The following is a 14,114-nucleotide window of genomic DNA, read 5'->3' on the forward strand; positions in this document are numbered from 1 at the left end:
TTTTAGTTTTATTAAAATTTAAATTGTGTTCTTAATGTAAAAACATTGTCTTTCAGATCATTCTCAAATCCCTTTAAATTACTGGCTTTTTCATTCGTTATGAGGTCATAATAAGCCATAATATACATGTTTTTAAAATAATAGTTTATGCCCAACCCCAAGGTAGAATACTTAATATCTGTTGCATTTAATTTGCTATTTGCAACTCCAATATTTTCTGGCTCAACATCTGTATTTGGATCATACCAATCGTATTTAATCAAAATTTGAAAATTTGTTTTTCCAATTTTATGCAAAAAATAAGTTGTTAAAGCATTAAACTTCCTGGAATATGTATCAAAGTTAGGTGCTGTGGCACTTTTAGGACTATCAGATGTGCTGGCTGAACTTGGTTGAATTCCACTGACCCACTCCGCTCTTAGCGTTGTCAATCCAAAATTTGATTTAATGGCATATTGGATGTCTGCACCTAAATATTGTCTTAATGCTGCAGATCCCTTATTGTTTGTTACAGTATCCTGCAATACATACTGAGGCAGGCCATTTAAATTTTCGGTCTCAAAAAGATAATTTGTACTTTGGATGAAAGATCCATGATAAAATGAGACCCCACCGCTCAGATTTCCAATTCTCAAGCCTTTATCTATAGAAATTCTGGCAACTATATCTTTATAAGAATCAATGTCAGCGGCTGTAGCATTACCATTATAAACGCCAAGTTCAAATGTAAAGGGCTTCAATTTAAAATAACTTAACTTACAACCCAGATCCGCTTCTGCTGGCAATAATGTAGTCGAAAACCGAGCCCTTTCAGGGCCTTCGTGGTTTGCTGTAGAATAGCTTTGCTCAAATCCAAAAGGTCTTGGAAATAAACCTGCTGTATACTTCAATCCTATTTTTGTAAATGTATAAGACGCGTACATATCATGCAGAGTAATCCCTCGTTCTGTGTTTTCAGTGACAAGAACCCATTCAAAGGGGCTAGCATTATAGGCTACCTTTAATCTTGAACGGCGAATACTAACGCGATTATTAATATTAGCTCCAAAATCACCACCAGGATATTTGGATCCTTTCTTCTCTGTCCACTGAAACTGCGGTTGGGTATAACCACTTAAATGAATTCTTTTCAAAATTTTGATCTCATCAGAATGCACTTTCAACAACGAATCAACATTGCCTGAATTTTGAGCATGAGAGAACGATAGACCCATAAATAGGAATAGCAATAACCAATAAAATTTCATTTCAACTTTTTTACAACACAAAGGTAGGTTCCGGACCGTGGTCTAATATTAAGCCAATATTAAGAAATGGTTAAGTATTTAAGGCAGAGATCAATCTAAATAGCAGTGAAAATAGCCAATAATGACAAAATCAACGAGTTTTCAGCTACCTTTAAAACCCAATATTGGCACGCATATTTACTTCATGAATACCTTACAATATTCAAAAGTATTATTTATAGGATCTCCAATTTGAATAAAATATATCTGTGAAGATTTCGTATCAACTTCTATAAAATAAGAATTCTGACCTTGTAAGATTGGTATTTTTACCTTCGACAGCAATACCCCGTTTGCGGATGTTAATTTAAGGATTGCATTCTGCGACCTATTTCCATTCCAAACTTCAACCACTATAATTCCTGGAGTTGCAGAATGCACACAATTCAATTTTAATGATTCTTTAGAAACTGATTCATTTTCTGACTTTACCAATTTACAATTGCTTGCATTGTTTGTTAAAATAGATATATCATTTACGGTATTTTCTATACATTTCAAAATAATATCTAATCGATCTGTGTTTGCAATTTTTGGTTTTAAGTTTAAGAACTCTTGTCTCAAAATACACAAATCTTCTTTATACTCAAGCATCCCTTGCAAAGTCATTCGATCTCTTATATAAATTGGCGGCCCTGCTGTACTTGAAACTAATGGTTCCAAAGAAATTATTTGAGAAACACCCACTTGTTTAAAATAAATATCCTCAGCATGTATAAAAAGTGCTGATAATTTTTCCAAAACAAGACTATCTTCAGGCAAATAAATTTCATCCACAATTCTTTTCAATTCTGATTCCCAATTTAAATTTGGGTCATTCTCCAAAGCAGCAACTAAGATTAAAGAAACTTCTTCGCCAGGATTTTTTACTAGATGCATATAATTTTCAACAGCTCTGGCTCCTTTATTAAAAAAATCGAGCAAGGTTTGAGATCTTCTTTTAATCATTGGTAAAAACCAACGATCGCGAGCCCAATGCATTGGGGGTTCTATGCCAGGTGTTCCCAGATTTCCATAGCTTGTCGGCGCAATTGAATGAACGATATTGCAAACATGAGTAGACCCACCATTCAGTGCCGTGTTATTGACATCAATAAGATAATCAGCATTTCTTGTCAATTTTTTGATGGCCTGCAATTCTTGAGGATTTCCTAAATTCATACCATAGGTATTTACACCAACCAACTTTTCAGGATACGTTTGTTTCACATATTCTGCTACCCGATCATCTACAATTGCATGATAAGACATATCTGAAATGGTATCCAATTCTTTACAATCTCTGCAACGGCCTAAGTCTGCACTTTGCATACTAATACCATCTATTGGAAACGAAAAGATATAATCAAGCATGCGCTTTTGCCAATTCCAGGCATCCGAATTGTTTGGACAAATAATACTAGCATTATGGCTACAACCTAAATTTGGGTTTGCACGAATAATTTCATCAAAACCCCAACTGTAAACTCCAAGACCAGCTAGTACTTTTATTTTATAATGGTGTGCGGATTCCAATATTCTTAAAATTTGAACTGAGCGAAAAGAATCTATTGCATGTTCAATATCCAAAGGCCATGATCTTGCAGCGAAAAGACCCCAGATCGAAATTTCATTCAATCCGATTTTTTGCATTAATTGAAATGTGTTTTCGTAATCTTGAATTAATTCTTCATCGATCCAAATAGATGGCCAATTATCATTTGGCCTTGGTGAGCTTGCCAAATCATGAATCCAACCTAAGTAGCCACGATGGATAAATTGATTTGAAAATACCTTAGAAGACAAGCATGAATCCATATCTGTTGGACTAAAAAGTATATCCCTGAAATAATTAGAATTTGCAAAACTATTTGATGGGAAACTACCCCGGTCTCCATAAACTCCATTTTTAGCATCTGCAATCGTCATCAACGGACAATTATAAATAACCGTAGAAAGCTCTTGCTGTGATGCGACATAATGTGTGTTTACATTCACAGAAACGATATAGATAGAATCCTTTAGAATGGACAAAGGGGTTTGTAATAATTGAGTCTGCCAACCTGCATTTGATTCCTTTTTAAATTCGTTATTTGTTAGTTCAATACCTTGTTGATTCCAAATTCTACCAATATGAATACCAGATTCACTTGTTGCTTTCCAATACAGAATTCCAACGATAAGTCCATTTTTTGAAGATTTAAATTTTAAACCTAATTCATATGGTCTATTCTCTGTGAAGTCGACTACAGAAGGAGTTTGACAACTAAAGATTGAAACCGTATTTTGATTTCCAGGAATCTTCTCTATCTGAAGTCGATTTTCTTGGCTTTTAGAAATTAAATTTTCCTGACTAAAACCAATAGGATTTAAAATTAAAAAACAAACTCCAAAATACAAAAATCGGAAAGTATAGATCATTTACAAACTATGCGTCAAACAATTATTTGTACAAAGATAAAAACTACCTGCCATTAAAATGAAAATGAAATCGAACAGGCTGGTTAAATAAAGCATGAAGACAATGAAATTATGCATTCAGATAAAGAACTGCAATATGTTATTTACAGTATGAATATTTTTTAAAATTCCAAACAAGCCATTATATTTACAAAAATAATTAAACAAATGAATCGTCGATCGTTTTTGAAAAAATCCAGCTTATTAGGCGGTTTGGCCATAGCTGTCCCATCATTTATTACAAACCCTATACAAAAAGGGAAAAAGCCTAAATCTGTTTTGATAATAGGCGCTGGATTTTCTGGTTTAGCAGCAGCTCATGCTTTAAAGAAAAAAGGTCTTAAAGTAACGATTCTGGAAGCTAGGAATCGGATTGGAGGGCGTGTGTTTTCTTTTAAACCAAAATCTGCAACCGAGACAACTATTGAACTTGGTGCTGAATGGGTTGGAAATTCTCATCAACGGATAATAGATCTTTGCAAAGATTTTAACCTTGACTTATTTAATAATCAACTAGAAACACATCTTACATATCAAGGAGCTTACCAAACAGCAAATACCTGGAATTTAAGTCCAGAGTTTGAAAAATTTTGGAAAGATAAAACTGCACTTTGGGCAAATTTAAATCCAGTACAAAAGAAAAAACTTGACAAACAAGATTGGTGGAGATATTTATCAAATAAAGGATTTACAGATCGGGATTTGATGTTGCGGGAATTAATGGATAGCACGGATTTTGGAGAAAGTATCCGACATACTTCTGCTTATGCTGCATTTGCTGAGTATGCAGAAAGCAGTGAGAAAAATGAAATGGATTTAAAAATAAAAGGAGGCAATCATTTGTTGGCTGAAAAATTTGCAGATGCCATAGGTCGCGAATCCATATTCATAAATCATAAAGTTTTACAAATCACACAGGATCCAAAAGTTGGAGTACAAATTTTATGTGAAAACGGCGCTCCATTTAAAGCAGACAAATTAATATGTACAGCACCCACGATCGCATTACAAAAAATAAAATGGTTGCCTACTTTACCTGCGATCCAACTGGATGCGATGAATTCTTTACAATATGCAAGAATTGGTAAATTCCCAATGGTATTTTCTGAACGATTCTGGCAAACTGAAAACTTTGATATGATTACAGACACACCAGCACACTATTTTTATCATGCCACAAAAGATCAGCCAGGAAAAGAAGGTGTTTTAGTTTCATATGCAATTGGAGAAAAAGCGGATGTTCTAGCCTCTGTCAATCAAGCACAACGGGATCAAATTATTCTAGAAGCGCTAAAACCTGCTTTTGGCGATGTTAAAAAATACTTGAAAGAAAGTTTAGTTTACTATTGGGGTGTGGATGCCTATTCTAAAGGTGCATATGCATTTTATGGGAAAGGCCAATGGTTTGGCACCATGCCTATTTTAAAACAATCTTTTATGCATACTCATTTTGCAGGTGAACATTTAGCAGATTGGCAAGGATTTATGGAAGGTGCAATTAACAGTGGTGAAGAAGCTGCAGAAACTTTATTGAATTAAATGCATTATAGATTTAAATCTATTATCCTAAATTGTTTTTTACTGCAACTTATACACAATAATAACTCATTTTATAGAAAAATTTGTTCATTGCACGCTTTTAAAATATAAGATCAAGTTAATTTTCCGAACCATTGTTTTTTTATAAGAAGACAATACTAAGTCAAAATGGTATGAGTACACTATTCATGTTGATCTGAAACCCAAACCCATGGAATGAGGTTCGAGAACAAGCTAGTGTTTACAATTTCATCGTTATTGATATGCCTTTATATTTCAGGTTCACTTTGCAAAACAGGATTTAAGTTTTGTATGTTCTATAATAAACAAAATGGAATACTTTTGGATTCATTTTGTAAATCTGAATTTAATTAGTTTTGAAACCTGGCAATCCAAGAAACGATAATAAGTCTTTTTGATATTTATAAACATCAACCGGCTTATTTAAAATCAAAGGAATCAACTTTTGATAATGCTCTTCCTGTTCAAGTTTAAATGCCTTACAAATTAAAACCAGGTCAATTAGTACTTGTTTTTGGTCACTTGTGATTCCTTTATTGAAACCAGATTTCAACACAAAATTATTTAAGCATTCTTGTTCAGCCAATAATCGATTGTCAGAATACAATTTATGAATCATGTTTGAAACGCTGTCTCTTAATTGCCACATGGCGAATGGAACCGTTCTATCCAAATTCAAAGATAAATTACTTTGTGTAAACTTCTCGAGGACTCGAGAACTGCTTTTATACGCTTTGTTTTTCGCAATTTTATCATTTTCTTTTTTTGCTAATAGATTTAAAGTTTTATCCACAGGGCGAAAACCAAATCGATAATAAAACCAAAATGCACCGGATTCAATTCCTTCCGGATTGCCTAAACCATATTGATAAGGTTCTATTTCGAAATAATCAATACTAAAAATTTGACGATATGTGCGTAACAACTGACACAAAATAAAACCAGATTCCCCACCTCTGAACCATTCAAAAATATTAATACCAAATAATGCACGTTTTCCTAAAAGCCAGGCACCTCCATATGCTGCCGGATATCCATTTTTAAATAAAGTATAACCAACATAAGATTCTATCGGTAATTGTCTACATGGGATCATCGTAAATAAAGCAATTGAAATTCCATTTTCCAATTGATAATACCGAATGCTCTTAGCGTCCATATAGGAAACAGGTTCTGTTTCCCGTTGTAAGAGCATTAATTTTAATTTTGAAACAACTTGAATACATTCCTGAAGATCCGCATTCACCGCTGACGATTCAGGCAATACTCTATTTAACAATTCCAAATGATCAAACTTTTTCAATATGGATCGGTGATAAAAAATCGAAGACACCGGAATTTTATTAAACAATTTTGAATGAGATTGTTCTTTAAGTTTTATTTCAAATTGCAAGTTTAATTTATCAAATAAATAATCTTTTAACAAAACCTGAGATTCCAATCGATTAAAAATAGTTACGAGAAAATTTAAATATTTTGGTCTTTTTACATTTAGGTAATTCAACATTTCTAAATTAGAATCTGCAATACTGCAAATTTCCTTTTCAAGATCTGGTAAAACAAACTTAAGGCATTCTTTAAATTCAAGACCTTCATCCTTAAAATCATATAGATCTATAGGAATCTTCATTTCTAGCATCCATTTAATGAGATCATGAGAAAAGTTAGAACGCATGATCGTAAAAGGAAGTCCGGAATTTGACCATTTTTCTTTATGCTCAGATTTTAATTTTTTCAGAAAACCAGAAAGCCTCAGGAGCTCTGCCTGAGCCAATTTAAATATTTGAGAATCCGGAGGATGCGCGATTATAAATAGAAGTGTATTTGCATAATCCGGGAGTAGCTGATTTAATGGGAGCTTTTGTTGTTTTAAGCCATGTAATAATATTGATTTTTCAGAGTGACTTTGTTCATCATACTTGGTATAAACAAGTTGTAGTTGTTTGAATAATTTAGAAAACGAGTGCATTATATTGCAAATATATAGGATTTCATCAGCCGACTACTCTAGAAGAACTTGAAGTAGGACGATTTTTGCAAGGTATTAGCAAAAAAAAACCCAGAAAAAAAAATTCCCGGGTTTTTTAGATCTTTTTAAAGAAGATTACTTTCTAACAGCATCGGAAAGTCCTTTTCCAGCTTTAAATTTAGCAACTCTTCTTTTCGCAATTTTAATTGGCTTACCAGTTGCTGGGTTTCTTCCAGTTCTTGCTTTACGTTCAGCAGTTGAAAAGGTACCGAAACCAACAAGGATTACACTTTCTCCTTTTTTAAGGCTTTTCTCGATAGCAGTAAGAACTGTATCTAAGGCAGTAGCAGCTTGAACTTTAGTTACTTCTGCTTCTTTGGCGATCGCACTGATCAAATCAGCTTTATTCATGTTTTTAAGTTTAAATGGTTAATTTTACGCCACAAATATATATTAGATATTTTGTTTATACAAGACATATATAAAAAATACTTATGCTTCAAAGGCTTAAAGGATCGGCTTTTCAGGCTAAATTATTACCTAAATGCCTGTAAAATAAGCATCTCTGAATTAAAATAACCGTCAATTACCTATAAAATGGACTCTTTAAAAAGAAAAAATAATTTGATTCTTTGGCTGTTCTGCTTTAGTTTTTGCTGTTTTTCATTCTCTTGTAACCGGGGAGTTGGTTGTCCAGGCGAAGATGCACAGGTAAAAGTGAATAAGAAAGGAATGCCGAATTCCAAACCAAAATCCGGCTTATTTGACAAAAAAACAACTAAAAAAATGAGTAACAAATAAGGTCCATTGTAAATTACCAATCTGGAAAATCAATTTTTAAAACTTTTAATTTCCTTTTGATTATAAATCTCTAATGAGTGTTTCCTGTTTACCCAATTGAGCCAATGAATTAAATGTGTAAACTAACCAGAAAACCAATACCCCAGGAAAAATCACAACCCACCACGCTGATGGATTTAATCGTGCGGTATGCATTAGGGTGCCCAGGCTAATTTGATCTATTGGTAAACCTAAGCCTAAAAAAGATAATGCGGCTTCTAATAAAATAATATTTGCAATCCCAAAAGCAAACACAGGTAATAAATCAAGCACTAATTTTGGCAAAATATGCTTGGCAAATATCTTCCAACCAGATTGTCCAATAACAAAAGCTGAAGTAATATAATGCTCCTGCAAAATATTCATTGTAAAGCTTCTGGCATATTTTGCAATATTAGGTATATAAATCAAGGAGATAATTCCTGCCAAAGTGTAGGTACCTGGATTCTTAAAAATTTGCAAGAGTAATAATAAAATCAAGAGGACAGGAATGGATTTCATGATTTCTATATATCTTAAACTAAGTCCATCAAAATTGAAAGCAATCTGAGGATTCCGATTTCTTAATAAATAGGCAGTTATCATTAAAATTACTATACACAAAATAAAATATAACAACATTTCAATATTTACAAATCGCCACTCTGCAAATAAACCAAGCCCATAGATTAAAACGACTCCTGCAATAAACAAAAGGGACCAAGAATAAATTGAAATTTTATGATATCGTTGAGAATGAAAAACAAATAAAGATCCAATAAGCAAGCCTGGCAAAAATGAAAATAGAATGACAAGAATAGACAAACTTAAACTCTTTTTAAGACCATACAAACAAGCTGCAAATACATCTCGGCCCAAATCATAGGAGCCTAAAATATATTTAAATTGCTTTTCATTTGAAGAAAATGGAGGCAACCATGCAGCTTCAGAATTCATTTCCTTAGCATCCAAATAGATCCATGGCCAAATAGAAAAATCGTATTTAAGTTTTCTATAGTCCCACTCTGCAAGGGTACTTAAGTCTGCCATAAATTGACTTCCATGAGGAGCATCCCCCTGGATTACCATAAAATACCATGCATTTTGATATTTACACAACAAAGGTTTAGATCCAAAAATAAAATCGGAGAAGCAGAATACAGCGGCTATAAGATGAATTGAAAGCATCAGCAAGCGGTACTTTCTCCAGCATTTTTTATAAAAACTAACGATCATTGATTTTGTATTCTTGGATCAAAATAGCGCAATAAAAAATCGGAAATCAAAAATCCCAAAATCGTCATCATAGCACCTAACAAAAATAAAAATTCAACAACTGGCCAATCTCTACTTGAAATGGATTGGAACATTAATCTTCCCAATCCAGGTATACTAAAAATTTGCTCAATAATTAATGCCCCGGAAATGAGCGCTGGAAAAATTCCAGAAACCCACACAATCAAAGGAATCAGTGCATTGGGCAAGGCTTCTTTACGCAATGCTTGCTTCCAGGATAAGCCACTACTTAAGGCTCGAGTCCAATAGGGTTTTTGAATGCTCTCTTCCAATCCATTTTTAATGAATCGCGTTAAATATGCCAAACTGGGAATGACAAGACAACATAATGGTAGGATGTAATAATTCGGGAAATAGATCCAAATTTCAAAAGGATTCTTGGATGCCACACCCTGCATACCTGCTGGAAACAGATGGAGCGCATCCGGATTTGCAAATAATAGTAGCAACAAGGTGGCCAACCAAAAACCAGGAACCGAATGCAGCCATACAAGAATTAATCCAATACTTTGCATCCATTTGGAATTTGGAAATCGAACACTTCTATAAGCGACCCAAAAGCTTAGAATAATCACTATAAATAAAGCGGGAATCTGAAGTGCAAGAGACCAGGGAAATGCTTTGCTTATTTTTGTTTTCACTGGAACTTGATCAATTAAAGAATTTCCAAAATCCATTGAAACATATTGTTTCAATTTTTGATGAAAACTACATTGCAAGCCATTCCAAATAAAATGAGGAAACACATTTAAACCATTAAAAATGATTTCTTGTTCAGGAAGCATACTAAAATAAAATAATGGCAAGGTGTTTTGGGAAGACTTATTGTACTCAAGACTTTGTTTTTCATCTGCCATGATCAGGTCTTCATAAGAACCCGGTATTAAGCGAATCATCCAAATGCTAATAAAAAAAATCACCAGCAACATGAAGAATCCACTTAAAAGTCGTTTTGCAATAAAATAAACCATGCTAAGGGTAAAGTTATTCAGATAATCAGAATATTTAAAAAATATTTATAAGTAGTATACCAATCCTTTAGAATCTGAAAACAAGCTATAACACCAATTACTATAAAATGCAAAGCATAAATCAGAGAAATTCATATTTTAAAATATGATACTATATTCTAAAAAGCAACCAGCTAAAGTTCTTTTGAATAGATCCTTTTATAAAGCTTAATTTCAATATTAAATTTTATACTAAAATATTTCAATAGTACATTGATTCTAAAATTTTGCAATAATTATGGAATACTTGCTACCCAAATTCCATATTTTTTTTGCAATGCCTTTATCTCATTTCATTGGTTAATCTAATGGAACTTTGATTAAAAAAATCAGCTATCTAAAAATACTATTTTGAGCTCATTTCGTAATTTCATTTTATAATTATTAGAACTTTATTTAAATTTATAAGCTTTAACATCTTTGTCGTTTAAACTTTAGATCTTTGGATATGAATCGTTTTAATAAATTCCTGGAAATTTGAGGACTACCTTAACATATTTTAATGATTGGAACATTTTAATCAATCTATTTTGCTTATCATTGACAGGAGAATCTTGAAACCAGCAATAAAATCAACAAATGCAAACATTTCTTTAAAAAAAGCGTATACATAATAGTAGTTTAACAAAACATGCCAGTCAGGAACTTACATAAGGAATCCATAGTAAGAATCATTATTTTAATTTTATTTGTTGGAAACCTATCCATATGTGCTCAATCTAATGAGGGAACTGAATTTTGGTTCACCTTTATGCAACACCGGGATCAAGGAAATAAAAGAGTTTGCATGATTACTTCCAAATACAATATTACAGGTCAAATAGAAATGGCTTCTATAGGTTGGATTCAAACATTTAATGTTGCAGCGAATACCGTCCAAATAATTTCCATTCCAATAGAGGCTGAAATACTAAGTAGCGAAGTAATTGAAGAAACCGCAGTCAGGGTAAACACCAATTTACCAGCCTCCGTTTATATGCATCAATATAATGAGCTGAGATCTGATGCCAGTCTGGTGCTTCCCGTGCCTTCCTTAGGTAATAGTTATTATATCATGAGTTATACGCCCTATGAAAACAGGGATGATCATTATCCATCGGAGTTTGCAATCGTTGGTGTTGAGGATAATACTGAAATTGAAATTTTAGCATCAGCAGCTACAAAAGGAGGTTTAAGCCGGGGTACTTCCAGGAAAATTATCTTAAATAAAGGTCAGACTTATCAAGTTCAGGGAAGGCTTTCAAGTGAGGATCTAACTGGTAGTTTCTTGAATGGATCTAAAAAATTTGCAGTTTTTAGTGGAAACCGTTGGGTTCAAGTTCCAAATGGATGTGGAAATCGAGATAATTTACTAGAACAAATGCCACCCATTGATAGTTGGGGAAAAGCATTTATCACCGTTCCGACAAAAAATACTTCCAATGATATTTTTAGAATTCTAGCTGCAAATAACAATACCCAAATTGAAATTTATTCCAAAGGGAATGTTCTTGAACAAAGCTTTACTTTACAGCAAGGAAATTGGCGTGAACTTCGGATTAATGCATATGCAACATATATAAAAGCTTCAGAACCTATATTAGTCGCGCAATATCTTGTGGGTGGAGAATGCAATGGACATAATAGTATAGGTGATCCTGCCATGGTTTTGTTGAATAGCCTTGAACAATATCGCGATACGGTAACACTTTATAATTCTCCATTTGAAAAAATCACTGAGAATTATATCAATATTGTATTGAAAGCACAGGATACATCTTTATTTCAATTAGATGGCAGGCCTTTGAATAGTTTCAATGCAAAATTCCAGACCCTTGGCCCAAATGATGAATTTGCGTATGCTCAAATTGATATTCAGGATGGGCCACATACACTTATTGGAGGAGGCTGCGGTGTGATTGCAATCGCCTATGGTTATGGTTATGCTGAATCCTATGCTTATGGTGGTGGTGCTAATTTTACAAAAATCAACAACCGTCCAATTCCTGATGGTGGATGTCTTCATGATACGATCTTTTTTAAATCAGGATTACCTGAAAATAAATACACTGTAGCTTGGGATTTTGGAAACGGTAACAACTCCACCTTTCATGAAGTGAATCAAATTTATGATCAATTAGGAAAGTTTCAGGTAAAATTAAAAATTACCAATTTATGTTTAAACACTGTGGATTCAATAACAAAAATTATTGAAATTACATTGCGGCGGGATTTAAAATCGAGTGGAGATACCATACTATGTGTAGGAAAAAATGCATTTCTATTTGCAAGCGATAAAGCCGGGGCTAGTTTTGTTTGGACTGGTCCAAATAATTTTAAATCGCTGGAACAAAATCCAAGACTTCAAAATCTTCAATTGGAAGATCAAGGAATATATACCGTTGTAAGTACTATTTTAGGCTGTGACTCTTATCCAGATTCTATAGAAATAGAAGTGATCAAGAATCCTAATCCAGAATTAGGAACTGATACTTTTTTTTGTGGAGACAAGGCATTTCTTAATTTAAATCCGGGCAGTTTTTATAATTATTTATGGCAAGATGGATTTACAGGGGCTTCCTATCTGGTAACAAAAGAAGGACGATATCACTTATTTGTTGAAAACGATTTTGGTTGTATTGGAGAAGATTCTATTTATATATCAGAAAAATGTCCGGTAAGTATTTATGTTCCAAATGTATTTTCTCCAAATGGCGATCAAATTAATGATTTTTTCTTTCCAGTCCTTAAATATTATACTGCTTATAAATTAGAAATATTTGATCGTTGGGGTAATTTATTATTTATATCAAATCAACCTGAGGTTGGATGGAATGGAAGGTTTAACGAACACACCATGATGCCAGGTGTTTATGTATATGTGATATTGTATGAAGGATACGATGAATTTGGGCGCTACGTAAAGCGAAAGAAAGCCGGGGAGTGCAATTTGTTACGCTAATTTTTTCAAATACTTAGCCAATCATAAATCAGAAATTAGAAATATTCAAAAGGAATCTGGCAGCATATCTTTTGCAAAACTGATTCACCCATGAATCCATTTCTAGTATGCCTTGTCATGGAGTTAATGTTCCTATTTGTCATTTTATATTTACCCATTTCCAGCATTTCTATGCTCTTTAGCAATCTATTGCGACGCGTTTCTTCTCTTTTTGCTTCGGTAATATATTGAATGTATTCTCTCTTATGCGAGTTTGAAAATTTATCAAATGCACTTTTTGCAATCGGATTTTGCTCAAGGGCTCCAATAAAATCATCTGTTACTTGAATTTTATGATCTAAAATTTGCTTTACTACTTTAGGAATTTTTACGCCTTGTTCATTCAATTCCATAGCCTCTTTGATACAAGCAATTAATAGATTTTAGTGAGTAAATCCAGTAAGGTTTTAATTTTACCGAAATCACCCATAGCGGTTTTCCCATTATCTGTCATTAGATTTTGTGATTTGACCATTAATTCTTCTTTCCAGAATCCAAAAGCACAATGCTGCTTAAATGCAGCCATGCTGCACAGAATTTCTCCCCTGTATTCAAAATGAGGAAATCCCCATTTGATCGTTTCATTGCAATGCGGACACTGCTCATGAATAAGTTGTCTTATATTCCAATATTGGTTTTGAAAATTTTCAGATTTGGAAATATAGGTATCGATGCGATGGGTGAAGGAATTCATGCGTTTAATTTATAAAAAAAAGGATAATAGAATCTGGACATCTTAAAAAATACTATTCCAA

General features: G+C 33.2%; 10 protein-coding genes. 2 read left to right on the forward strand and 8 right to left on the reverse strand.

The window, feature by feature from the left end:
- Positions 1-11 precede the first annotated feature (11 nt).
- Both IPO86_15295 and IPO86_15300 read right to left on the reverse strand, forming a co-directional pair.
- Complete coding sequence (locus IPO86_15295; GenBank protein MBK9729474.1) at positions 12-1,247, reverse strand: hypothetical protein; 1,236 nt, start codon at positions 1,245-1,247, stop codon at positions 12-14.
- A gap of 177 nt (positions 1,248-1,424) precedes the next feature.
- Positions 1,425-3,686, reverse strand: coding sequence for a DUF4082 domain-containing protein (locus tag IPO86_15300; GenBank protein MBK9729475.1), 2,262 nt, complete (start codon positions 3,684-3,686; stop codon positions 1,425-1,427).
- Between the two features lie 207 nt (positions 3,687-3,893).
- Here IPO86_15300 and IPO86_15305 point away from each other — a divergent pair, with 207 nt between their 5' ends.
- The gene (locus IPO86_15305) at positions 3,894-5,264 is read left to right on the forward strand and encodes an FAD-dependent oxidoreductase (protein ID MBK9729476.1); all 1,371 of its coding nucleotides are present in this window, start codon (positions 3,894-3,896) and stop codon (positions 5,262-5,264) included.
- A 367-nt stretch (positions 5,265-5,631) separates the two neighbouring features.
- On the opposite strand, the gene IPO86_15310 is transcribed toward IPO86_15305, so the two are convergent.
- The 4 genes from IPO86_15310 to IPO86_15325 all read right to left on the reverse strand — a co-directional run bounded on the left by IPO86_15310 (position 5,632) and on the right by IPO86_15325 (position 10,265).
- Positions 5,632-7,254: a hypothetical protein gene (locus IPO86_15310; GenBank protein ID MBK9729477.1), complete on the reverse strand. Its 1,623-nt coding sequence runs from the start codon at positions 7,252-7,254 to the stop codon at positions 5,632-5,634.
- 135 nt (positions 7,255-7,389) lie between these two features.
- Positions 7,390-7,665, reverse strand: a complete 276-nt coding sequence (locus tag IPO86_15315; GenBank protein MBK9729478.1) for an HU family DNA-binding protein — start codon at positions 7,663-7,665, stop codon at positions 7,390-7,392.
- A gap of 450 nt (positions 7,666-8,115) precedes the next feature.
- Positions 8,116-9,261 carry an ABC transporter permease gene (locus tag IPO86_15320; GenBank protein MBK9729479.1) on the reverse strand — a complete coding sequence of 382 codons (1,146 nt, stop codon included), beginning with the start codon at positions 9,259-9,261 and terminating at the stop codon, positions 8,116-8,118.
- Between the two features lie 44 nt (positions 9,262-9,305).
- Positions 9,306-10,265, reverse strand: a complete 960-nt coding sequence (locus tag IPO86_15325) for an ABC transporter permease (GenBank protein MBK9729480.1) — start codon at positions 10,263-10,265, stop codon at positions 9,306-9,308.
- A 745-nt stretch (positions 10,266-11,010) separates the two neighbouring features.
- Between IPO86_15325 and IPO86_15330 the strand changes: the two genes are divergently transcribed.
- A complete protein-coding gene (locus IPO86_15330) occupies positions 11,011-13,320 on the forward strand; it encodes a gliding motility-associated C-terminal domain-containing protein (GenBank protein MBK9729481.1) in 2,310 nt (769 codons plus the stop codon).
- A 35-nt stretch (positions 13,321-13,355) separates the two neighbouring features.
- On the opposite strand, the gene IPO86_15335 is transcribed toward IPO86_15330, so the two are convergent.
- Positions 13,356-13,712 carry a YdeI/OmpD-associated family protein gene (locus IPO86_15335; GenBank protein MBK9729482.1) on the reverse strand — a complete coding sequence of 119 codons (357 nt, stop codon included), beginning with the start codon at positions 13,710-13,712 and terminating at the stop codon, positions 13,356-13,358.
- Between the two features lie 20 nt (positions 13,713-13,732).
- Positions 13,733-14,053: a DUF1801 domain-containing protein gene (locus IPO86_15340; GenBank protein ID MBK9729483.1), complete on the reverse strand. Its 321-nt coding sequence runs from the start codon at positions 14,051-14,053 to the stop codon at positions 13,733-13,735.
- Positions 14,054-14,114 lie beyond the last annotated feature (61 nt).

The sequence above is a fragment of the Saprospiraceae bacterium genome, assembly GCA_016717265.1.
Taxonomy (GTDB): domain Bacteria; phylum Bacteroidota; class Bacteroidia; order Chitinophagales; family Saprospiraceae; genus Vicinibacter.

Bases quoted from the DNA above. Each gene is read 5' to 3' on its own strand.
- IPO86_15295 (MBK9729474.1), bottom strand. From the start codon at position 1,247: ATGAAATTTTATTGGTTATTGCTATTCCTATTTATGGGTCTATCGTTC.
- IPO86_15300 (MBK9729475.1), bottom strand. From the start codon at position 3,686: ATGATCTATACTTTCCGATTTTTGTATTTTGGAGTTTGTTTTTTAATT.
- IPO86_15305 (MBK9729476.1), top strand. From the start codon at position 3,894: ATGAATCGTCGATCGTTTTTGAAAAAATCCAGCTTATTAGGCGGTTTG.
- IPO86_15310 (MBK9729477.1), bottom strand. From the start codon at position 7,254: ATGCACTCGTTTTCTAAATTATTCAAACAACTACAACTTGTTTATACC.
- IPO86_15315 (MBK9729478.1), bottom strand. From the start codon at position 7,665: ATGAATAAAGCTGATTTGATCAGTGCGATCGCCAAAGAAGCAGAAGTA.
- IPO86_15320 (MBK9729479.1), bottom strand. From the start codon at position 9,261: ATGCTTTCAATTCATCTTATAGCCGCTGTATTCTGCTTCTCCGATTTT.
- IPO86_15325 (MBK9729480.1), bottom strand. From the start codon at position 10,265: ATGATTCGCTTAATACCGGGTTCTTATGAAGACCTGATCATGGCAGAT.
- IPO86_15330 (MBK9729481.1), top strand. From the start codon at position 11,011: ATGCCAGTCAGGAACTTACATAAGGAATCCATAGTAAGAATCATTATT.
- IPO86_15335 (MBK9729482.1), bottom strand. From the start codon at position 13,712: ATGGAATTGAATGAACAAGGCGTAAAAATTCCTAAAGTAGTAAAGCAA.
- IPO86_15340 (MBK9729483.1), bottom strand. From the start codon at position 14,053: ATGAATTCCTTCACCCATCGCATCGATACCTATATTTCCAAATCTGAA.